Here is a 21497-nt window from a genome sequence, read left to right as displayed (position 1 = left end):
CAGCCTTTCGGCTGTTATTTCGATTCGAACCGGGTCGCACCATCCCAGTCTGGGTCCTTGGGCTGCAACGATTGCGAGGCTAATCGCTGCGCATACAGCTGGTAAAGGACTTTTTGCGCATCCGTGGTGTGCAGGTTTGCCAGCATGACTTGACCTTGCTGCCAGTCTTGCGCGCGGTAGGCAGAAAGGACGCAATTCCAGCGTTCGAGCTCGTCGGCTTGCGATTTGGCCACGCCGTCCCGCCTGCCGACGGGCGTAAAGATCCGAACCATCTTCAGCTTTCCCTGGACCCGCACGCAGTCAAGCTCCTGCCAGACGAACGAAGGCGCCAACGATTGCGTCGCCTCGCTGGCGACGATCTCGACACCATAGTGCACGCCCAAGCCCTCGATTCTGGACGCCAGATTCACCGCGTCCCCGACCACGGTATAGCTGCGGCGCACGGCGGAGCCCATGTCCCCGACGCTCATGACGCCGGAGTTGAGGCCGATCCCGACATTGATCTGCGGACGGCCTGTCTTGCGATGGACCTCGTTCAGATTGCGCACGTCCACAGCCATGTCCACGGCGGCACGGACGGCCAATTCGGCGTGATCGGGCGTGTCGACGGGCGCACCCCAAAAGGCCATCACGCAATCGCCCATGTACTTGTCGACGGTCCCGCGATGCGCGCTGATGATCTCCGTCAGGCGGCTGAAGATGGTGTTCAGAAAATCCTGCAGTTCGACAGGCGCCATCTGTTCGGCCATCTGCGTGAAGCCGCGCATGTCGCAGAACATCACGGTGAGTTCCTTGCTCTCCGCGCGCATGCTGTAGCGCTCGGGGTCCGCGCGCATTTCGACGACGAGTTCGGGAGGCACGTAGGTGCCGAACAGGTTGGCCAGCCTCCGGCTCGCGCGCGATTCGACGAGGTAACCCCAGCTCATGTTCAGAATGAAGGCCGACACGATCATGACCAGGGTGGAGCCCAAGGGCAGAACGAGGTTGGCCTGGAGAAAAAACCAGGTATTGATGCTCACTGTCGCACCGACAGTGAGCAGGGCAATCAGCACGGCGCGCGGCGCGCTACTCAGCGAGAGGCCGAAGGCCAGCACGAGGCCGGCAACCAGCACGACGACCAACTCATAGCCGGGGGCATAGTCCGGAATGCCGCGTATGCGGCCGTCCAGCAAACCGGAAACGATGTTGGCATGCACTTCGACGCCAGGAAAGGCAGCGCCTCCAGGCGTGGATCTCAGGTCTTCCAGGCCGGGTGCCGTGGAGCCGACGAGAACGATCTTGCCCTTCAACTGGCCGGGCTCCAGCACGCCGCGGATGACGTCGGCAGCAGAGATGTGCTGGAACGAGCCACCGGACGCGCCGCCCGGCCCGCGAAACGGCACCAGCATGCTGGCGGTCGCGTTCACGGGAATGCGCACGGTTCCCGAGGCCGTCGCCAATGCCAGCGCTTCGAGTGGCGGCGGCCCGCCTTGCGGACCGTTTGGCGCGAAGACCGGGCGAACGGCACGTGAGCCGACAGCCATCCGGTACACGGTCAGCGCCAGGGATTCGTAATAGCCAGGCTGCGCGACCTCCCCCGTATAGCGGGCGATCAACGGCACCGACCGGACGATGCCGTCCTGGTCCGCATCGAACACCACGTTGAGAAAGCCGGCGGCCGGCGCGGCACGCGCGAGTTGCGGGATGCTGCCGACGAAACCATTCCATTGCGTCGTATACACGCGTCCCTCGGGAAAGGCTCCCGGCGGCAAGACCGGGGCCGGCAACTGCCCTTTGGTGCGCGGCTCCCGCGTTTGCGTGAAATAGAACCCCAGCGCAACGCGCCGACCCGTGAGCGTCTTCGCGAAGGCGGTGTCGTGGTCGAGCTCGGATGCGAAGCGTTTGATTTCGTCGACCACATCGGGGCGGGCGGACAGAGGCCCCTGGGCCAGTCGTCGAAGGGGCTCGACGCCGGAACTCGCATCGGGTTCGACAAAGAGAACGTCGAAGCCCAGCACTTCGGCCTGCTGTCGCTCCATCACTTCGGTGGTGAGTTGCGCCAACCGGTCGCGACTCCAAGGCCACTGGCCGAGCTGTTGCAGGCTTCGATCGTCGACGTCGACGATCACGATGCGCGGATCGAGCGTGTTCGGCATCGTCGCGCGCAGGCGCGTGTCATAGATGAAGTAGTCGAGCGCCTCGACAAAGGGAAGATGCCGGCCGCCCACCACATGCGCAACGGCGAGCGCGACCGGCAAGAGAGTGACTGCGACCCGCGCCCAGCGCTGGCGCAGCGCGTTCATTGTTGTGAGCGGCCGCGGATTGCTGCGTACCGCGGCGAGGGATCAGCTGACGACGAACTGCATCCGCGTGCCGCCCAGTTCGAGCACGTCGCCGTCCTGCAAGGCCACCGCTTCACTGCCGAGCGGCTCGCCGTTGAGGGCGGTACCGCCGTCGATGGGCGCCACCACATAGCCGTGCAGCCGGCGGGTGACGGCCGCGACAGCGACACCGGGCTTGCCGATGGTCGTGACGACTTTTTGCAGGGAGAGCTCGCGTCCGGCACCGCTGCCGGAAAGAACACGGATGACCGCCACTCCGGCAGTTCCGCCACCGAGGGGGGCCTGGACAGTGGGCGCGGAAGAAAGCGGGATCGGGCCGGACGGCGCGGGGGGAACGACGGCGCGAACCGCGGGCGTGCTCTCTGTCGCGCTCGCACTCGCGGTCGCGAGATAGCGAATCTTGTACTTGCCAACCTCGATGATGTCGTTCTGCTCGAGCGCCTGCTTCTTGATGGCACGGCCGTTGACGTAGGTACCGTTGGTGCTGTTGAGATCTTCCAGATAGACATCGCCGCCGATCATGTGCAGCACGGCATGTTCGCCGCTGATGGCGAGATTGTCGACCACGATGTCGTTGTACGGCCGGCGACCCAGCGTGGTCCGGTCCTTGGCAAGCGTCACCTCCTTGATGACGACGCCGTCGATCGACACGATCAATTTCGGCATGGCCGACTCCTGGATCTCATTTTTCTGTTCACAGTAGGCCCCTGCGGCGGAAGTTCCTTGATCTTGGCTATCCAGGTTCCTCGGACGCTCCAACTCCGCTTGCACGGGCCAGGACAACCGAAATGTTATCCCGTCCCCCATTGTCGTTCGCAGTTGCAACCAAAAGTGTTGCTTTTTCTGGGAGATCGATATTCTGTAACAAAAGTGTGAAAAGCTGCGCGTCCGACACCATCTCGCTCAAGCCATCGGAACATAGCAGAAACAGGTCGCCAGCACGCACGCTGTGCTCGTGCATTTCGAGTTCGACATGGCGCTCGATGCCGAGCGCCCTTGTTACAAGATTGCGGTGCGGCGACAGGATGGCCTGCTCCGGCGTGATCGCGCCGGCGTCGAGTTGCTCCTGCAGCAGGGAGTGATCGCGCGTGAGCAGTTCGAATTTTTCGCCGCGCAACCGGTAGCAGCGGGAATCGCCGATGTGACCCACGATGGCGCGTTGCTGGCCGAAGGCAGCCAACACCAGGGTCGTGCCCATGCCCTGCAATTGCACGTTCGCAATGCCTGCCTCGAGGATGGCCGAATTGGCTTCATCGGTGCCGGCTTGCAAGGCCCGGCGAACCGCCTTCGGGTGCGCTTGCGGCCCTGCATGGGCGAGCCATCGGCCGAAGCTGGCCTGGAGCAGCGCGATCGCCATGCCGCTGGCGACTTCACCGCCGTTGTAGCCGCCCATGCCGTCGGCCAGGAGAACCAGGCCCAAGGAGGCATCGAAGGCGATGGTGTCCTCGTTGTTGGCGCGTACCCGCCCCGGGTCGGTCAGGGCAGCGAAATCCCAGGTCAGAGCGCCGGTTTCCGGAGATGCGGGTGCGCCCAGGTTCGCCATGGTCGTTCGTTGGAGGATCAGGCGACCAGCTTTTCAGTGTGTCCGCGGCGTTGCAGCCAACGGCCAACCACCACCACGAAGACCGCGCCGGTGATCGCGCCGGCGTAGTGCAGCCAAGGGTTGCTCGCCAGGACATCGGTGAGGATGGTGTCGCTGACGATCGTCTCGCCACCGACCCAGCCGATGAGGGCGGCGCCGAGCATGACGATGATGGGAAAACGTTCCATGAGCTTGATCATGAGCGTACTGCCAAAAATCACCAGCGGAATACTGATTGCAAGGCCAAGAACCAGCAGAACCATGCTGCCCTGGGCCGCGGCCGCCACGGCGATCACGTTGTCCAGGCTCATGACCAGGTCGGCCAGCAGGATGGTTCGCACGGCGGCGAGCATGCTGCCGTACTCCTTATCCTCGCCGCCGTCGTCTTCCTCTTCGCCGAGCAATTGCGTACCGATCCACAGCAGCAACGCGCCGCCGACGATCTGCAGATAAGGCAGCGCGAGCAACTTGGCGGCAACCACGGTAAGGATGATCCGCAGCACCACCGCGGCGCCCGAACCGAACAGCACGGCCGTGCGCTGCTGCTGAGGCGGGAGCGAACGCGCCGCCATGGCGATCACGACGGCGTTGTCACCCGAGAGGATGATGTTGATCCAGACGATCTTGAGAAGACCGATCCAGAAGTCCGCAGTTTGCAAATATTCCATGTCTCAGGGCCACTTGTTATTCGATTGAAAAAGCGCCCGCAACCTGAATTGCGGGCGCCCTTTCTTGTGTGGTTCAGTACGCTGGCGCGATTATCAGATAAGCGCCTTCAGGCGTTTCGCCAGTTCCGAGAAGTTGCGCGTCACGGTGAATCCGCATTCTTCCATGATGGCCAGCTTGGCGTCGGCAGTGTCGGCGCCGCCGGAAATCAACGCGCCAGCATGGCCCATGCGCTTGCCGGGGGGCGCCGTCACGCCGGCGATGAAACCGACGATCGGCTTCTTCATGTTGTCCTTGCACCAGCGTGCCGCATCGGCCTCGTCGGGGCCGCCGATTTCGCCGATCATGATGACCGCATCGGTGTCGGGATCGTCGTTGAAGGCCTTCATCACGTCGATGTGCTTGAGGCCGTTGATCGGATCACCGCCGATACCCACGGCGCTCGACTGACCGAGACCGATTTCGGTCAGCTGAGCCACGGCTTCATAGGTCAGCGTGCCGGAGCGGCTGACCACGCCGATGCGGCCCTTGCGGTGGATGTGACCGGGCATGATGCCGATCTTGATTTCGTCGGGCGTGATCAGGCCGGGGCAGTTCGGGCCGAGCAGCAGCGTCTTCTTGCCGCCGGCGGCTTCCTTGGCCTTCATCTTGTTGCGCACTTCGAGCATGTCGCGCACCGGGATGCCTTCGGTGATGCAGATCGCCATGTCCAGGTCGGCCTCGACAGCTTCCCAGATTGCGGCGGCAGCGCCAGCCGGCGGCACGTAGATCACGGACACGGTGGCGCCGGTCTGCGTCGCGGCTTCCTTGACGGAGCCGAAGATCGGGATGTTGAAGATCGACTCGCCGGCCTTCTTCGGATTCACGCCGGCCACGAAGCAGTTCTTGCCGTTCGCGTATTCCTGGCACTTCTCGGTGTGGAATTGGCCGGTCTTGCCGGTGATGCCTTGCGTGATGACTTTGGTGTCTTTGTTGATGTAGATCGACATGACGTTTCCTTAGGCTTTCTTGACTGCTGCCACGACCTTCTGGGCCGCTTCCGCCATGGTGTCGGCGCTGATGATCGGCAGGCCCGAATCGGCCAGCAGCTTCTTGCCTTCGACTTCGTTGGTGCCCTTCATGCGCACGACCAGCGGCACTTGCAGGTTCACGGCCTTGCAGGCTGCGATCACGCCGGTGGCGATGGTGTCGCACTTCATGATGCCGCCGAAGATGTTGACGAGGATGGCCTCGACATTCTTGTTCTTCAGCATGATCTTGAAGGCTTCGGTGACCTTCTCGGGAGTGGCGCCGCCGCCCACGTCGAGGAAGTTGGCGGGCTCGCCGCCGAAGAGCTTGATGGTGTCCATGGTCGCCATGGCGAGGCCGGCGCCGTTCACCAGGCAGCCGATGTTGCCGTCGAGGCTGATGTACGCGAGGTCGAACTTGCTGGCTTCGACTTCGGCCGCATCTTCTTCGTCGAGGTCGCGCAGGGCGACGATTTCGGGGTGGCGGAACAGCGCGTTGCTGTCGAAGTTGAACTTGGCGTCGAGCGCAACGACGTTGCCCTTGCTGTCGCGGTTGAGCGGGTTGATCTCGACCAGCGAGGCGTCCGTCTCCATGTAGCAGGTGTAGAGCTTCTTGAAGACATCCACGGCCTGGGCGGTGGAGTCGGTCGGGACGCCGATGGCGTCCGAGATCTTCTTGGCTTGCGCGTCACCGAGGCCGGTGAGCGGATCGACGAACTCGGTGACGATCTTCTCGGGCGTGGAGTGAGCCACTTCCTCGATGTCCATGCCGCCTTCGCTGGAGGCGATGATCGCGACCTTCTGCGTGGCGCGGTCGGTCACGACCGAGACGTAGTATTCCTTCTGGATGTCGGCGCCGTCCTCGATGTAGAGGCGGCGGACCTTCTGGCCTTCGGGGCCGGTCTGGTGCGTCTTCAGCTGCATGCCGAGGATTTCGCCGGCGAGCTTCTTGACGTCGTCGATCGACTTGGCGACCTTGACGCCGCCGCCCTTGCCGCGGCCACCCGCGTGGATCTGGGCCTTGACAACCCAGACCGGGCCGCCGAGCTTCTGAGCGGCCTCGACCGCCTCCTGCACTGTGTACGCCGGAATGCCACGGGGCACAGGCACGCCGAACTTGGCAAGAATTTCCTTGCCTTGGTACTCGTGAATCTTCATGAGGGTGTCTCTCGGAACGGGGTTTAGAGATCGGGAGAAATTTTGGCTGTTGTCCGCGGGCCACGGCGCCTGACGGCGGGGGCGGCGAACAGCAGGGGACTGTATCATGGTGCGCCGCACCAAGGGCTGGCCCTTGCGCTGTGGTCAATACGTAGTTACTCCAGAGCTTTTCGAGGCCCTACCATGCCCAAGGTCTTCATTGATGGCGAAGCCGGCACCACCGGCCTCCAGATCCGCGAGCGGCTTCAGTCGATGCCGAACATCGAACTCGTGAGCATCGCCCCCGAGTTGCGAAAGGACGTGGCAGCCAAGCGCGAATTGATGGCCGGTGTCGATCTCGTGGTGCTGTGCCTGCACGACGATGCTGCGCGCGAATCGGTGGCGCTGATTGACCAACTCGAAGGCCGTCGTCCCAAGATCATCGATGCCTCCACCGCGCACCGCACGGCGGAAGGCTGGGTGTTCGGATTCCCCGAACTCGTCGCCGGCCAGAAGGACGCCGTGGCGAAGGCCGAGCGCGTCGCCAATCCGGGCTGCTACGCGACGGGCGCCATCGCCATCGTTCGCCCGCTGGTCGACGCCGGCCTGCTTCCGCCCGGATTCCCGATCGCCCTCCCCTCCGTCAGCGGCTATTCCGGCGGGGGGCGCACCATGATCGAGGCGTACGAAAAGGGCGAGGCGCCGGCGTTCGAAACCTATGCGCTCGGACTCAAGCACAAGCACATTCCCGAGATCATGAAGTACACCGGCCTGACCCGTCGGCCGGTGTTCATTCCGTCGGTCGGCAACTTCAAGCAAGGCATGCTGGTCCAGTTGCCGCTGCACCTCGACGACCTGCCCGACCGTCCGAAGGCCAGCGACCTGCACGATGCCCTCGCCTCGCACTATGCGAGGAGCAATACGCCGGAGCTGTTCGTGAAGGTGCTTCCGCCCACCGGGGACGGCAAGCTCGACCCATTGGCGCTCAACGACACCAATCAGCTCGAGATCCGCGTGTTTCCGAATGAAGATCATCGGCACGCCGTCGTCATCGCCCGGCTCGACAACCTGGGCAAGGGCGCGAGCGGCGCAGCGGTCCAGAATTTGAAGCTGATGCTGGGGATCTAACTCGCCCCCAGGTTGCCCGCACTTCGTGTCGGGCGCCCACCCCCTGCCGGGGGCAACACCAGCGGCCCGGCGAAGCCGGTTCCGCGGTGTTCACCAAAGTGCCCGGCTTCGCGGGCCGGTGTTATTCATCAGGGTCGTAGCGTAGTACCTTGGAGACCACGGCGCCGTTGAATCCGCGCGCCAGCAGGAAGCGCGTCTGCTTCGCCCGGTCCGTCGCATCCTGCGGAAGGGCATCGAAGCGGCGGCGCCACACTTCACGAGCCCGGTCCAGTTCGCTGCCTTGCAGGCTCGCGACCGCTTCAGCGACAGCCTCGGGCGCGATGCCCTTGTGAAGCAGTTCCTGGCGCACGCGCGCGGCGCCATGCCGTGCTGCGCGCTGATGGAGCACCGACTGCACCACCCTCGCCTCGCTGATGAAATCCTTGGCGGTCAGTTCATCCAGCGCGCGCGACAGTTCGCCGGGTTGTTCCTCGTATTTCGCGAGTTTGCGTTCAAGCTCCGCGCGTGAGTGTTCGCGCTGGCTCAGCAGGCGAAGCGCGCGGCCCTTGAGGGATGGTGCGGCAAAGGCCATGACATGAATGATCGCTGCGTGTCAAAACCGCGCCCGCCGCGTCGGCGGGCGCTTCTGCAGGATGAGGCAGCCTTACTTCCCGGCTTTCTCGGCCTTCTCGGCCGGTGCGTCCGTCGCCTCGGTCAGCAGCAGCGGGATGCCCAGCGATTCGCGCACCTTGTTCTCGATCTCGCGCGACAGTTCGCGGTTCTCGCGCAGGAACTCGCGCGCGTTATCGCGGCCCTGCCCGATCTTCTCGCCGTTGTAGGCGTACCAGGCGCCCGACTTGTCGACGATCTTGGCGGTCACGCCCATGTCGATGATCTCGCCCTCCCGACTGATGCCTTCGCCGAAGAGGATGTCGAACTCCGCGGTCTTGAAGGGCGGCGACACCTTGTTCTTGACCACCTTGACCTTGGTCTCGTTGCCGATCGCTTCGTCGCCCTTCTTGATGGTGCCGATGCGACGGATGTCCAGGCGCACGGAGGCGTAGAACTTCAGCGCATTGCCGCCGGTGGTGGTTTCGGGCGAGCCGAACATCACGCCGATCTTCATGCGGATCTGGTTGATGAAGATGACCATGCAGTTGGTCTTCTTGATGGTGGCCGTGAGCTTGCGCAGCGCCTGGCTCATGAGGCGTGCTTGAAGGCCGGGGAGCGAGTCGCCCATTTCACCTTCGATTTCGGCCTTGGGCGTGAGCGCGGCGACCGAGTCGACCACGATCAGGTCGACCGCGCCCGAGCGAACCAGCGAATCGACGATCTCGAGCGCCTGCTCGCCGGTGTCGGGCTGGCTGATGAGCAGGTCGGACAGGTTCACGCCGAGCTTCTGGGCGTATTGCACGTCGAGTGCGTGTTCGGCATCGACGAAGGCGCAGGTGCCGGCCTGGCGCTGCATTTCGGCGATGACCTGGAGGGTGAGCGTGGTCTTGCCCGAGGATTCCGGACCGTAGATCTCGATCACGCGGCCGCGCGGCAGGCCGCCGACGCCAAGCGCGATGTCGAGACCCAGCGAGCCGGTGGAGACCACCTGGATGTCTTCGAGCGCTTCGCCCTCCCCCAGACGCATGATCGTGCCCTTGCCGAACTGCTTTTCGATCTGGGCCAGGGCGGCCTGCAGGGCCTTGGCCTTTTCGCTGCTGGCGACCGAGATGCTTGTGCCCTTGACGACTGCGTCCATGTGAAAACTCCTTGAATATCAATGGGTTGTATTGGATTCATCCATCTGCTTTTAACCACAGGCTGGATGCTTGAACAGTAGTGTAGGGGCTGATGAATGGGCGATGGTCTGTTTTTTGGTCAGTTTGCTTTACTATCGATCGACGATGACTGACGCGGCATTCTCAATCGACCATGACGCCTGGCGGCAAACCCATCTGGGCCGGTTGCTGGGTCACGCCATGCGCCGCTTCGACGAACGCCTGCTGGCGTTGATGGCCCACGACGCCGAGGTGCCACTGGCGCTTTCCAACCTCGCGGCACGCGCGCAGGTGAGCGCAGCCCACATCCACATCACGCGGCATCTATCGCGCGAAGGCTCGCGCCTCACGGACTTGGCTGAACGCGCAGGAATGACCAAGCAGGCCATGGGCACGCTGGTCGACCAGTGCGAAGCCTGGGGCCTGGTGACGCGCGGCCCCGATCCGCTCGATGCGCGCGCGCGCCGCGTGATGTTCACCACCGATGGACTGGCGTGGCTGGAAGCCTTCCGAAACGCGGTGGCCCAGGCCGAAGCCGAGTTCCGCGCGAGCGTCGGCGATGACGTCGCCACCGTGGTAACCATCGGACTCGAAGCCTATGCCGCGTCCTAGAATTCCGGAAGGGCGGCGGCCTGTGCAAGCCGCGATGTCTGGAGGCACGGGATGCGAATACTGATTGCGGAAGATGACCAAGTGCTGGCCGACGCGCTGCTGCGAAGCCTGCGCACCTCCGGCTCGGCGGTCGACCACGTGGCAACGGGGTCTCAGGCCGACGCCGCACTGATGACGAACAGCGAGTTCGATCTGCTCATTCTCGATCTCGGCCTGCCCAACATGCATGGCCTCGAGATCCTCAAGCGACTGCGCGCCCGCGGCTCGCAACTGCCGGTGCTGGTGCTGACCGCGGCCGACAGCGTCGAGGAACGGGTCAAGGGCCTCGATTACGGCGCGGACGACTACATGGCCAAGCCTTTTTCGTTGCAGGAACTGGAGGCGAGGGTGCGCGCGCTCACGCGGCGCGGCATGGGCGGCACCAGCAACGCCATCAGGCACGGCCCGCTGGTCTACGACCAGGCCGGCCGTGTCGCGACCATCGACGGCAAGATGATCGAACTCTCGGCACGCGAACTCGGCCTGCTCGAAGTGCTGCTGCAACGTGCAGGCCGCCTGGTGAGCAAGGACCAGTTGGTTGAACGCCTGTGCGAGTGGGGCGAGGAAGTCAGCCTCAACGCCATCGAGGTCTATATCCACCGCCTGCGCAAGAAGATCGAGAAAGGCCCGGTTCGCATCGCCACGGTGCGCGGCCTCGGCTACTGCCTCGAAAAGATTCCCTCCTGATGCGCCGACGCGCGTAGCCTGGGCAAGCCGGGTGAAACTTTTTCAGCGCGCGCAGCGCTCTCTTTTCGGCGAGATCCTCGACTGGATGCTGACGCCGCTCCTGCTCCTGGTGCCGGTCAGCATCGGGGTCACGTGGTTGGTGGCACAGGGCATTGCCAACGCGCCGTTCGACCGCGCCCTCGAATCCAATATCCAGACGCTCGCACGACTGGTCGAGGTCGAGCATGACCGGGTCCAGTTCGTCCTGCCGCAGCCGGCGCGCGAGATCCTGAGCGGCGACGACGTGGACCGCGTGTACTACCAGTTGCTCGACGGACACGGCACGCTGCTCAGCGGCGAGCGGGACGTGCCGTTTCCCGGCACGGACGATCCGCCGTCGCCGGGCGTGGTCTACCTGAGCAGCAGCGAGATCCATGGGCAGCCGGTGCGGGTGGCCTCCCTTTGGATAGCCGGCAGCACGCCCGACGCGCCGATGGCGCTGCTGCAGGTGGCCGAGACACGCGAGAAGCAATCGATTCTCGCCACGGAAATCATCAAGGGCGTGTTGCTGCCGCAGTTTGCGATCCTGCCGCTGGCGGTGCTGCTGATCTGGCTCGCGCTGGTGCGCGGCATCAAGCCGCTGTCGGTGGTGGAGGCGCGCATTCGCGAGCGCCGGCCGGGCGACCTGAGTCCACTGGACGAATCCTCCGTGCCGCTCGAAGTGGTGCCGCTGGTGCTGTCGGTCAACGATCTGCTGAGCAAGCTCAACGACTCGATCGGCACGCAGAAGCGCTTCCTGGCCGATGCGGCGCATCAGCTCAAGACGCCGCTCGCCGGGCTGCGCATGCAGGCCGACCTGGCGCAGCGCGAGGGCGCCAACGCGGATGAGCTCAAGCAGTCGCTCAAGCAGATCGGCCGCGCGAGCGTGCGTGCGACACACACGGTGAACCAGCTCCTGTCGCTCGCCCGCGCGGAAAGCAGCGGCGCCAACATCGGCCGGCAACCGTGCGATCTCGCGCGGCTCACCATCGAGGTCGTACGCGAGGCCGTACCGCGTGCGATCGACAAACGTATCGACCTCGGCTACGAAGGCGCCGAGGCAGGTGCACCGGGGGTCGTGCTCGATGGCAATCCGACGCTGCTCAAGGAGTTGGTGCGCAACCTGCTCGACAACGCGATCAACTACACGCCTTCGACGCCCGAACGCCCGGGAGTGATCACCGCGCGGGTGTTGGCAGATCCCTTCGGCCGCATCGTCGTGCTGCAGGTCGAGGACAACGGCCCCGGCATTCCCGAGAGCGAGCGCGAGCTGGTGTTCGAGCCCTTCTACCGCGTCCTCGGCAACGAGGCGGACGGCTCGGGCCTCGGCCTGCCGATCGTGCGGGAGATCGCGCGGCAGCACTTCGCGACGGTGCGGCTGGAAGACGCCCATCCGGGCCAGCATCCGCCCGGCACGCTCGTCAGCTTGCGCTTCGACGGCAACGAAAGCGAACGCCACGCCGTCAGGCCTCGCTAGATGCCGCCTCCAGACCCGTTCTTGCGAATTTCGAGCATCTGCGGCCGCACCTGCTGCTGCAGACGCTGAGGTTCCCGCTCGTCGAAGCGAGCGGGCTTGGCACCGAACACGGCGAGCCCGCCGTGAGACCACGCGTAGTAGCCCAGGTTGGCCAGCAACAGCGCCACCACCAACAGTCGCAACTTCATTGCGACGAGCGAACAGGCCGCACGCTGACTTCGGCGCTGGTGATGGTCTTCATGCCGTCGGCCGTCTGAACAAGCAGCTCGCCGCCCCAGCCGACGCCCTCGCAGCGCCCTTCGGTGCCGTCGCTGAGGCGCACCTCACGGCCGTGAAGGATGTCGCGCGCGGCGAATCGAGGTGCAAAGGGCACGAAGCCCCGCTCATCGAAGAGCCGGACGCTGTGCACCAGCGGCACCACGACTTCGCGAAGCACCTCGGGCGCGGTGGCGAGCGGTTGCCACTCCTGGAGCCAGGCCGGCGCAGTGCTGAGTCCGGCCGCTTCCCGCGGCCCGATGTTGATCCCGATGCCGATCACCAGGTAGCGCTCGGGTGAATCGGGCTGGAGCAGGGCGGTTTCGATCAGGATGCCGCCGAGCTTGCGGTCGCCGACCCACAGGTCGTTGGGCCACTTCAGCGCAAGACCTGCCGCATTCGAAGGGTCGAGGCTTTCTGCCACGCTGACGCCGACCGCCAGCGACAGGCCCGACCAGTCGCGGGGTGCCAGCGAAAGGCCGAGCGAGAAGGTGAGTGATGCAGGTTCGCCCGCGTTCTGCGCGCTTTCCCAATTTCGGCCCAGCCGTCCGCGACCGGCGGTTTGCCGCTCGGCCACCAGCAGCATGGGGGACCGGCGGCCATCCCGGGCACGGCGCATCAGCTCACTGCTGGTGGAGTCGATCTCGGCGACGACTTCCACGTCCAGGCCCGGCAATGGCTGTGCCAGCGCGTCCGTGATCTCGTTCTCGAACCAGGGTGCAGCCATGCTCAGTCCTTGTTGGACTTTGCAGTCTTCGCCGCCTTGTCGGCTTTGCCTTTTTTCTTCTTCGGTTCCTTGCGTGCCTCGTTCTTCTCGCTTTTCTTTTCGCTCTTGGCGCTCTTCTTGGCCTTCTTGTCCTTCTTCTTGTCCTTCTCGTCGGACTTCGGCGCCAGCAGGGTGCCTCGGCAGTTTTTCGAGCCGCACCAGCACGGGAAATCCGCCTTCAGCTTCCTGGTGTAGGGTTCGTCGATGATCAGGCCGTAGTCGTAGCTCAGCTCTTCGCCGGCAGCGATATTGCGCAGCGCCTTGATGAAGACGCGGCCGTCCTGCTCGTCGGCTTCGCAGCTCGGATCGCAGGAATGATTGATCCAGCGGGCCGCATTGCCCTTGACGCCGCCGTCGATCACCCGGCCGTCATCGATATGGAAGTAGAACGTGTGGTTGGGCTGCGCCGGGTCATGCGGATGGCGGCGCAGCGCCTCCTTCCACGTGATGATCTCGCCCTTGTATTCGATGAGCGTCTCGCCCTCCGCGATATCCTGCACGGCGAATACGCCGTTGCCATGGACGGCGGAGCGCCGTGTCTGAATGCGGCGGCCGCTGGAAACAAGGGACTTGGAAGGCATCGGCGAAGTCTGATAGTTTGAATATGTACGCATGCGCGTGCGCGTGCGCACGCGAGAAGCGCCAGATTGTAAGGATGACTTGTCAATGAAGACTTTGGTGATTGCAGAGAAGCCGTCGGTGGCCCAGGACATCGTGCGCGCGCTCACGCCGGTGGCCGGCAAATTCGACAAGCACGAGGAGCACTTCGAGAACGACAAGTACGTTGTCACGAGTGCCGTGGGCCACCTGGTCGAGATCCAGGCGCCCGAGGAGTTCGACGTCAAGCGGGGCAAGTGGAGCTTCGCGAACCTGCCGGTGATTCCGCCGCGCTTCGACCTGAAGCCGGTCGACAAGACCAAGACCCGCCTCAATGCGGTGGTCAAGCAGGCCAAGCGCAAGGACGTGACCCAGCTCGTGAACGCCTGCGACGCGGGCCGCGAGGGCGAGCTGATCTTCCGGCTGATCGAACAATATGCGGGCGGCAAATCGCCGCTGGGCAAGCCGGTCAGGCGGCTCTGGCTGCAGTCGATGACGCCGCAGGCCATTCGGGACGGTTTTGATCAACTGCGCAGCGAGCAGCAGATGCAGGGCCTCGCCGACGCCGCGCGCTCGCGCTCCGAGGCCGACTGGCTGGTCGGCATCAACGGCACTCGCGCCATGACGGCGTTCAACTCGCGCGATGGCGGCTTCTTCCTGACCACCGTGGGCCGCGTGCAGACGCCGACGCTTTCGGTGGTTGTCGAGCGCGAAGAGAAGATCCGCAAGTTCGTCAGCCGCGACTACTGGGAAGTGCATGGCAGCTTCCTTGCCGAAGCCGGCGCGTACCCGGGCAAGTGGTTCAACCCCGACTGGAAGAAGCCGCTGCCTGGCCCCGACGGCGTGCCCGACCCCGAACAACGCGCCGACCGCGTCTGGAACGAGCGCGAAGCCCGCGAGGTCGCCGAGGCCGCGCGGGGCAAGGTCGCCAGCGTCACCGAGGAAAGCAAGCCCACGACAACGGCTTCGCCAATGCTGTTCGACCTGACCTCGCTGCAACGCGAGGCCAACAGCCGCTTCGGCTTCAGCGCGAAGACCACGCTGGCGCTGGCGCAAAGCCTGTACGAGCGCCACAAGGCGCTGACCTATCCGCGTACCGATTCGCGAGCGCTGCCGGAAGACTATCTTCCGGTCGTCAAGCAGACCATGGGGATGCTCGCCAACAGCGGCATGCGACACCTCGCGCCTTTTGCGCAGCAAGCGATCGACGGCAACTACGTCAAGCCGTCGAAGCGTATCTTCGACAACGCCAAGGTCAGCGATCACTTTGCGATCATTCCGACCCTGCAAGCGCCCAGTGGCCTGTCGGATGCCGAGCAGAAGCTCTACGACTTCGTCGTTCGACGCTTCCTGTCGGTGTTCTTCCCGAGTGCCGAATACCAGGTGACGACGCGCATCAGCACCGTCGAGCATGCGGGCAAGAAGTATCCGTTCCGCACGGACGGCAAGGTGCTGGTGAAGCCGGGTTGGCTCGCGATCTACGGCAAGGAAGCCCAGGACGATGAAAAGGAAGACGACAAGGACGGCAAGCGCCTGGTGCCGGTCAAGCCCGGCGAGTTGGTGAAGGTCGAATCCGCCGAGATCAAGGGACTGAAGACACGTCCGCCTGCGCGCTATTCGGAAGCCACGCTGCTCGGCGCGATGGAAGGCGCGGGCAAGACCATCGACGACGATGAACTGCGCGAGGCGATGCAGGAGAAGGGCCTCGGCACGCCGGCCACGCGCGCGGCCATCATCGAAGGCTTGCTGGCGGAAAAGTACATGCACCGCGAAGGCCGCGAGCTGATCCCGACCGCCAAGGCGTTCCAACTCATGACGCTGCTGCGCGGCCTCGGCGTGGAGGAACTCTCCAAGGCCGAACTCACCGGTGAGTGGGAATACAAGCTGGCGCAGATGGAACACGGCAAGCTCAGCCGCGAAGCCTTCATGCGCGAGATTGCCGAGATGACGGAGCACATCGTCAAGAAGGCCAAGGAATACGACCGCGACACCGTGCCGGGCGACTACGCCACGCTCGAGACACCGTGCCCCAACTGCGGCGGCATCGTGAAGGAGAACTACCGCCGCTACTCCTGCACCGGCAAGCCGGGGCAGGAACCCTGCGGCTTCTCCTTCGGCAAGTCGCCAGCGGGCCGCACCTTCGAAGTGCAGGAAGCCGAGCAGCTGCTGCGCGACAAGCAGATCGGTCCGCTGGAGGGCTTCCGCTCCAAGGCGGGCTGGCCCTTCACCTCGGAAATCATCCTCAAGTTCGACGAGGAAGCGAACAACTGGAAGCTGGAATTCGATTTCGGCGACGACAAGAACGCCGAGACCGGCGAGATCGTCGACTTCGCCGGCCAGGAATCGCTCGGCCCATGCCCGAAATGCGGCGCGCGCGTGTTCGAGTACGGCAGCAACTACGTTTGCGAGAAGTCGGTGCCGACCAACGAACAGCCCACGCCGAGTTGCGACTTCAAGACCGGCAAGATCATTCTTCAGCAGCCCGTGGAGCGCGCGCAGGTCGAGAAGCTGCTCGCCACCGGCAAGACCGACCTCCTCGAAAAGTTCGTCTCGATGCGCACGCGTCGCGCGTTCAAGGCCTTCCTGGCGTGGAACAAGGAAGAGGGCAAGGTGACTTTCGAGTTCGAGCCCCGGACCAGCAAGTTCCCGCCGCGCAAGACTTTCACCAAGGCAGCGCCCGCCGCCGCAAAGAAGGCCGCTGCGCCTGCGAAGGCCGCGACAAAGAAGACCGCTGCGAAGAAAGCTGCCGCGCCCAAGGCGCCGCGCAAGCCCGGCGCCGGGCTCAAGCCGAGCGATGCGCTCGCCGCCGTGATCGGCGGGGAACCCGTGGCCCGCACCGAGGTCATCAAGAAGCTATGGGACTACATCAAGGCCAACGGCCTGCAGGATGCGGCGAACAAGCGTGCGATCAATGCCGACGCAAAGCTCAAGCCCGTGTTCGGCAAGGACCAGGTCACGATGTTCGAGCTGGCCGGCATCGTCGGCAAGCACCTGACTTGAACTCGGAGATTCGCATGAAGTCATTTTTCGCCGCGCTGTTCGCAACCACCGGGATCTGCCTGCTCACGGCCTGCGCAGGAGCGGGCGGCGGCGGTGCTGACGGTTCGGCCAGCGCGGGAAGCAGCAGCGTGACGGTGTTCGGTACGGTCGACGCGGGCGTCAGCAGCTACAAGAACCGCTAAACCGCTAGCGCATCAGGAGCGCCTGCCGCAGCAACCGTGCCGCGCGGTTGCGGATGCGGCCTGGGGCAGTGCGCAGCGGCCCCTTGGGGCTGACCTTGGCCGTGGCGCAGGCCCACAGGAAGTCCTCCAGGATGGCCGTGTCGTCAAGCGTGTCGGTGGCACCGTACGTGTGGAACTCCGGATGCCACTGGGTGGCCGCGATGTAGCTGCGGCCGCGGTCCGACCGGCGGCGGATGGCTTCGGCCACATGATCGGGAATGCTCCACGCATCGACTTCGAAACCGGGGGCAAGGTCTTTCACGCCCTGGTGATGGATGCTGTTGACGCGCGTCGTTTCCATGCCCGGATAGAGCATCGACAGGCGCGATCCCGGCGTGACGCGGATTTCGTGGAAGTTCCGGTCGTAGGTCACCGGATCGCGATGCCGCTGCGCGTTGGGGTGCTGAACCTCGATGTCCTGATAGAGCGTGCCGCCGAAAGCCACGTTGATGAGTTGCAGGCCACGGCACACGCCGAAGATCGGCTTGCCAGCCTCCTCGAAGGCCTCGACCAGCGCAAGATCGTAGAGGTCGCGGACGCGGTCGCCGACCCATGCATCCTTGAGCGGAACTTCGCCGTAGCTGCCGGGCCAGACATCGGCACCGCCGTGCATCACCACGCCGTCGAGCCACTCCGCGTAGTGTGAGAGCTTGGTGTCGCCACGAGCGGTTTCGCCGGTCGGGCAGGGCACCATCACCACCATCGCCCCGGCGGACATCAGCCAGTGAGCGATCGACTGCTCCACGTACTGCAGGGTCTTGTTCGTGAACAAGGAGCGCGCGGGGTCGGCATGGAAGAAGCAGGCAGACAGGCCGATCTTCAGACGCCCGGAAACCGTTTGTGACATCGCTCTTTCGGGGCGCCGCATGAGCCGCGTCGCCCTCGGGTGGACAGGCATTCCATTGTGAGACGTTCCGTCGCGGAGCGCATACGTCATCCCACATCGCGACGTGTCGGACGGTGCCTTGCGTTGCTTTAACGCAAACGCGTGCATCATTTGCATCGATCGACCAGGAGACAACCCATGAAGACCATCAAAGGGCCCGCCATTTTTCTGGCCCAGTTCGCCGGCGACGCCGCGCCCTTCAACTCGCTCGACGCCATTGCCGGCTGGGCCGCGGGCCTCGGCTACAAGGGCGTCCAGATTCCCAGTTGGGATGGCCGCATCTTCGATCTCAGGAAGGCGGCGGAAAGCAAGACCTACTGCGATGAAATAAAGGGCACGCTCGCCGGCCACGGGCTCGAAATCACCGAACTCTCGACCCATCTCCAGGGCCAGCTGATTGCCGTGCACCCGGCTTACGACGCAGGGTTCGACAGCTTCGCCGCGCCCGAAGTCCGCAACGATCCGGTCAAACGCCAGAAATGGGCGGTCGAACAACTGCACTACGCCGCGCAGGCTTCGGCCAACCTGGGCCTGACGGCGCATGCGACCTTCTCGGGCGCACTGGCGTGGCCCTATCTCTATTCATGGCCGCCGCGCCCCGCCGGCCTGATCGAGGAAGCCTTCGACGAACTCGCGCGGCGCTGGAAGCCGATCCTCGACCGCTTCGACGACGCCGGCGTCGACGTCTGCTACGAGATCCACCCGGGCGAAGACCTGCACGACGGCGTGACCTACGAGATGTTCCTCGAGCGCGTGGGCAACCATCCGCGCGCCTGCCTGCTCTACGACCCAAGCCACTTCGTCCTTCAGCAACTCGACTACCTCGCATACATCGACCACTACCACGAGCGCATCAAGATCTTTCACGTGAAGGACGCGGAGTTCAATCCGACCGGAAAGCAGGGCGTCTACGGCGGCTTCCAGTCCTGGATCAACCGCGCGGGCCGCTTCCGCTCGCTGGGCGACGGACAGGTGGACTTCGGCGCCATCTTCTCGAAGATGGCGGCCTACGACTTCCCCGGCTGGGCAGTGCTGGAATGGGAGTGCTGCCTCAAGCATCCGGAAGACGGCGCACGCGAAGGCGCGGAATTCATCGCGCAGCACATCATCCGCGTCGCCGACCGCGCCTTCGACGACTTCGCAGCCGGCAGCATCGACAAAGCCGCCAACAAGAAAATCCTGGGCATCCCCTGAGCCGCCCACAGCCGCCCCTTTCCAGAAACACCGCGGAACCGGCTTTGCCGGGCCGCTGGTGTTGCCCCCGGCAGGGGGTGGGCGGCTACACGAAGTGAGCCAACCTGGGGGGGAGCCTTATATGCCTTGAGGTTTGCGCAAAGTCTGCATGCGATCGACCGCATGCACCTTGATCTTTCGCACTTCCGAACCTTGCTGCACCGTGAGCTCCACGTCGCCCTCTGCGCCCGGCCGCTTCCATAGCTGCTTGTAGAAGGCTTCGAGCGTGCTGACCTGAACGCCGTCGATTTCCAGCACCACGTCACCGGGCTGCAGGCCCGCTTCAAGCGCCGGTCCCGAGCGATCGACCCGCACGATCTCCACATGACCGCCGCGCTCCGACGACGAGAGACCGAGCCATGGCCGCATGCTCGCTCGGGTAGTTCCGGTGGACTGCATTTCCTTCAGCACCGGCCGCAGCAGATCGACCGGCACGAACATGTTGCCCGGCAGCGTCCGATCCGGCCCGCCGGCTTCCAGGACGAACAGGCTGCCGATGCCGAGCAGTTCACCGTTGCTGTTGAAGAGCGACGCGCCGCTGTGATTGGCAATGGGCGGGCTGGTGAAGATCGCCTCCTCGATGTGGTATTCCCAGTAGCCCGAGAACGGGCGCGTTCCGACCAGTCGGGTGAAGCCCACCTCGGTTCCGCTGCTGCTGCCGGTGGCGACCAGCAGCGGCTGCCCCTGCTTCAGAGACGCGATGCCGGCGAGCGGCACCGGCTCGATGCCGCGCAGCGGCACCAGGGGCCGAACCAGGCCGAATCCCGTCGCCAGGTCGTAGGCCACCTGACGCGCCGGCAGGACGCGCTCGTCCTGGGTGATCACTTCGATGGTTTCGGCTTCGAGCAGCAGGTAGCCGATGGTGAGGATCAGGCCGTCACGCCCGATCACCACGCCCGAACCCGACCGCCACTGGCCCAGGCTGTCGGCCGAGGTGGCGCCTTCGGTCGCGGTGACATTGAGCGCGACGACGGCGTCACCGGCGCGCTTGAGCGCACGCACCTGCGCGCTCGCCGAGGCGCTGTCGGGCACCGACGTTGCCGGCATGGCGGGAAGTCCGAGGAGGGCGACGCTCGCCACGAGCATCCAGCCGAACCATCGAACGCTGCCGCATGGAATCCAAAGGGCCAACGAAGGTCGGACGACTGATCCTTGAACTTGCATGGCCGCGCTCCTTGGAACGATGGTCTTGCCATGGTGCGCCGCTCGCGCCGCACTCGCAAGTCCTGTCACAAGACTGAAATAGCAACTGTTGTGCCAGATCGGCTAGAATGCCAGGTTCGTTTCGATACCACGACGAAGCATTTCGTCAAAATCGCCGGCTGGCCTGGAATTCCCAGGCCCTTTTATTTCCAAGCCGGCTCCAACAGTGTGTTGGTGCGCCAGACCGGGCGCCCATGATTGCCACCACTGCCTTCGTACTTGTTGAAGCGAACAGCGCGCTGTCCGCTCCGGTGGGCGCCATCTCCGGACGGCCTGCGCTCGTTTTTTCAAATATTTTCAGCGCACCGCGGCGTCGCGGTACGCAAGGCTTTCGATGGACATCATTCAACACAGCATCGCGGTGGGCAAGTACCTTGTTTCACCGCTCATCAAGGATCTGGACGACGGCCGCTTCTCGGCTTCCGTGTCGATCCGTTCCGGCCGCGGCAGCGGCATGCATGACCGGGTCATGCGCTTCACGCCACGCTTCGTCAGCCGCGCCGCTGCGGTGCGTTACGCCATCGACGAAGGCCTGGGCTGGGTGCGCGAACGCACTACCCCTCGCACGCGTTGCGCTGCTTGAACCGGCCGACCATTTTCCTGTCCAATCACGACAACCATTCAAAGGTAATTCATGCCCAAGGAAGAACTGATCGAAATGAACGGCGCAGTCACTGAAGTGCTGCCTGATTCCCGCTACCGCGTGACCCTCGACAACGGCCACCAGCTGATCGCCTACAGCGGCGGCAAGATGCGCAAGCACCACATCCGCATTCTGGCGGGCGACAAGGTGTCGCTGGAGCTGTCTCCCTACGACCTGACCAAGGGGCGCATCACGTTCCGCCACCTCGAGCGCCGTGGTCCCCCGCCGGTCAACAGCGGCGGCAACAACTCCCAGCGTCGCTGATCCTCGC

22 protein-coding genes are annotated in these 21497 nt (G+C 64.4%); 9 read left to right on the top strand and 13 right to left on the bottom strand.

Features of this window, described 5'->3' with window-relative positions:
• Window positions 1–14: 14 nt before the first annotated feature.
• The 6 genes from AC1DN9_RS10375 to sucC form a co-directional block, all read right to left on the bottom strand.
• On the bottom strand, window positions 15–2282 hold the full coding sequence (locus AC1DN9_RS10375) for a CHASE2 domain-containing protein (RefSeq protein WP_478099750.1): 2268 nt from the start codon (window positions 2280–2282) through the stop codon (window positions 15–17).
• Between the two features lie 42 nt (window positions 2283–2324).
• Window positions 2325–2987 carry an FHA domain-containing protein gene (locus AC1DN9_RS10370; protein WP_478099748.1) on the bottom strand — a complete coding sequence of 221 codons (663 nt, stop codon included), beginning with the start codon at window positions 2985–2987 and terminating at the stop codon, window positions 2325–2327.
• Between the two features lie 67 nt (window positions 2988–3054).
• A complete protein-coding gene (locus AC1DN9_RS10365) occupies window positions 3055–3864 on the bottom strand; it encodes a Stp1/IreP family PP2C-type Ser/Thr phosphatase (protein ID WP_478099746.1) in 810 nt (269 codons plus the stop codon).
• Between the two features lie 17 nt (window positions 3865–3881).
• Entirely contained in the window at window positions 3882–4571 is a 690-nt protein-coding gene (locus tag AC1DN9_RS10360; protein WP_478099744.1) for a TerC family protein, read from the bottom strand.
• A 93-nt stretch (window positions 4572–4664) separates the two neighbouring features.
• Window positions 4665–5558 (bottom strand): succinate--CoA ligase subunit alpha, encoded by an 894-nt coding sequence (gene sucD / locus AC1DN9_RS10355; protein WP_028249930.1) that lies wholly within the window; start codon window positions 5556–5558, stop codon window positions 4665–4667.
• 9 nt (window positions 5559–5567) lie between these two features.
• On the bottom strand, window positions 5568–6734 hold the full coding sequence (gene sucC, locus AC1DN9_RS10350; RefSeq protein ID WP_478099742.1) for an ADP-forming succinate--CoA ligase subunit beta: 1167 nt from the start codon (window positions 6732–6734) through the stop codon (window positions 5568–5570).
• Between the two features lie 183 nt (window positions 6735–6917).
• Here sucC and argC point away from each other — a divergent pair, with 183 nt between their 5' ends.
• The gene (argC, locus tag AC1DN9_RS10345) at window positions 6918–7841 is read left to right on the top strand and encodes an N-acetyl-gamma-glutamyl-phosphate reductase (protein ID WP_478099740.1); all 924 of its coding nucleotides are present in this window, start codon (window positions 6918–6920) and stop codon (window positions 7839–7841) included.
• Window positions 7842–7962: 121 nt separating this feature from the next.
• On the opposite strand, the gene recX is transcribed toward argC, so the two are convergent.
• Complete coding sequence (gene recX / locus AC1DN9_RS10340) at window positions 7963–8412, bottom strand: recombination regulator RecX (protein WP_478099738.1); 450 nt, start codon at window positions 8410–8412, stop codon at window positions 7963–7965.
• 72 nt (window positions 8413–8484) lie between these two features.
• Entirely contained in the window at window positions 8485–9570 is a 1086-nt protein-coding gene (recA, locus tag AC1DN9_RS10335; RefSeq protein WP_478099736.1) for a recombinase RecA, read from the bottom strand.
• Window positions 9571–9715: 145 nt separating this feature from the next.
• Between recA and AC1DN9_RS10330 the strand changes: the two genes are divergently transcribed.
• Genes AC1DN9_RS10330 through AC1DN9_RS10320 form a run of 3 tightly spaced genes read left to right on the top strand, consistent with a single transcriptional unit; the run spans window position 9716 to window position 12422 of the window.
• The gene (locus AC1DN9_RS10330; RefSeq protein WP_478099734.1) at window positions 9716–10201 is read left to right on the top strand and encodes a MarR family winged helix-turn-helix transcriptional regulator; all 486 of its coding nucleotides are present in this window, start codon (window positions 9716–9718) and stop codon (window positions 10199–10201) included.
• Window positions 10202–10252: 51 nt separating this feature from the next.
• Window positions 10253–10927, top strand: a complete 675-nt coding sequence (locus AC1DN9_RS10325) for a response regulator (protein WP_478099732.1) — start codon at window positions 10253–10255, stop codon at window positions 10925–10927.
• Between the two features lie 31 nt (window positions 10928–10958).
• Window positions 10959–12422, top strand: a complete 1464-nt coding sequence (locus AC1DN9_RS10320; RefSeq protein ID WP_478099730.1) for a sensor histidine kinase N-terminal domain-containing protein — start codon at window positions 10959–10961, stop codon at window positions 12420–12422.
• Here the strand turns inward: AC1DN9_RS10320 and AC1DN9_RS10315 are convergent.
• The 3 genes from AC1DN9_RS10315 to AC1DN9_RS10305 are packed head-to-tail and all read right to left on the bottom strand — an operon-like array spanning window position 12419 to window position 14024.
• The gene (locus tag AC1DN9_RS10315) at window positions 12419–12610 is read right to left on the bottom strand and encodes a sporulation protein (protein WP_478099728.1); all 192 of its coding nucleotides are present in this window, start codon (window positions 12608–12610) and stop codon (window positions 12419–12421) included. The two genes, AC1DN9_RS10320 and AC1DN9_RS10315, sit on opposite strands and share 4 nt — an antisense overlap.
• Window positions 12607–13404, bottom strand: coding sequence for a biotin--[acetyl-CoA-carboxylase] ligase (locus tag AC1DN9_RS10310; protein WP_478099726.1), 798 nt, complete (start codon window positions 13402–13404; stop codon window positions 12607–12609). Before AC1DN9_RS10310 ends, AC1DN9_RS10315 begins: the two co-directional genes overlap by 4 nt.
• A 2-nt stretch (window positions 13405–13406) precedes the next feature.
• Window positions 13407–14024: an SET domain-containing protein gene (locus AC1DN9_RS10305; protein WP_478099724.1), complete on the bottom strand. Its 618-nt coding sequence runs from the start codon at window positions 14022–14024 to the stop codon at window positions 13407–13409.
• An 85-nt stretch (window positions 14025–14109) separates the two neighbouring features.
• On the opposite strand from AC1DN9_RS10305, the gene AC1DN9_RS10300 reads away from it, so the two are divergent.
• Both AC1DN9_RS10300 and AC1DN9_RS10295 read left to right on the top strand, forming a co-directional pair.
• On the top strand, window positions 14110–17040 hold the full coding sequence (locus tag AC1DN9_RS10300) for a DNA topoisomerase III (protein ID WP_478099722.1): 2931 nt from the start codon (window positions 14110–14112) through the stop codon (window positions 17038–17040).
• Window positions 17041–17054: 14 nt separating this feature from the next.
• Window positions 17055–17222, top strand: a complete 168-nt coding sequence (locus tag AC1DN9_RS10295) for a hypothetical protein (protein WP_478099719.1) — start codon at window positions 17055–17057, stop codon at window positions 17220–17222.
• A 4-nt stretch (window positions 17223–17226) separates the two neighbouring features.
• Here the strand turns inward: AC1DN9_RS10295 and AC1DN9_RS10290 are convergent, their stop codons facing one another.
• Window positions 17227–18108, bottom strand: a complete 882-nt coding sequence (locus AC1DN9_RS10290) for a gamma-glutamyl-gamma-aminobutyrate hydrolase family protein (RefSeq protein ID WP_478099717.1) — start codon at window positions 18106–18108, stop codon at window positions 17227–17229.
• A gap of 177 nt (window positions 18109–18285) precedes the next feature.
• On the opposite strand from AC1DN9_RS10290, the gene AC1DN9_RS10285 reads away from it, so the two are divergent.
• Window positions 18286–19341: a sugar phosphate isomerase/epimerase family protein gene (locus tag AC1DN9_RS10285; protein WP_478099715.1), complete on the top strand. Its 1056-nt coding sequence runs from the start codon at window positions 18286–18288 to the stop codon at window positions 19339–19341.
• A gap of 117 nt (window positions 19342–19458) precedes the next feature.
• Here AC1DN9_RS10285 and AC1DN9_RS10280 read toward each other — a convergent pair whose 3' ends face one another.
• Entirely contained in the window at window positions 19459–20544 is a 1086-nt protein-coding gene (locus AC1DN9_RS10280; protein ID WP_478099713.1) for a S1C family serine protease, read from the bottom strand.
• Between the two features lie 373 nt (window positions 20545–20917).
• On the opposite strand from AC1DN9_RS10280, the gene AC1DN9_RS10275 reads away from it, so the two are divergent.
• Window positions 20918–21166, top strand: a complete 249-nt coding sequence (locus AC1DN9_RS10275) for a hypothetical protein (protein WP_478099711.1) — start codon at window positions 20918–20920, stop codon at window positions 21164–21166.
• Between the two features lie 51 nt (window positions 21167–21217).
• Window positions 21218–21490, top strand: coding sequence for a translation initiation factor IF-1 (infA, locus tag AC1DN9_RS10270; RefSeq protein WP_286519699.1), 273 nt, complete (start codon window positions 21218–21220; stop codon window positions 21488–21490).
• Window positions 21491–21497: the final 7 nt, after the last annotated feature.

This window comes from Variovorax sp. 05L425 (assembly GCF_056397705.1).
Note: the sequence above shows the minus strand (reverse complement) of the source record. Positions and strands in the feature narration are given on the sequence as shown.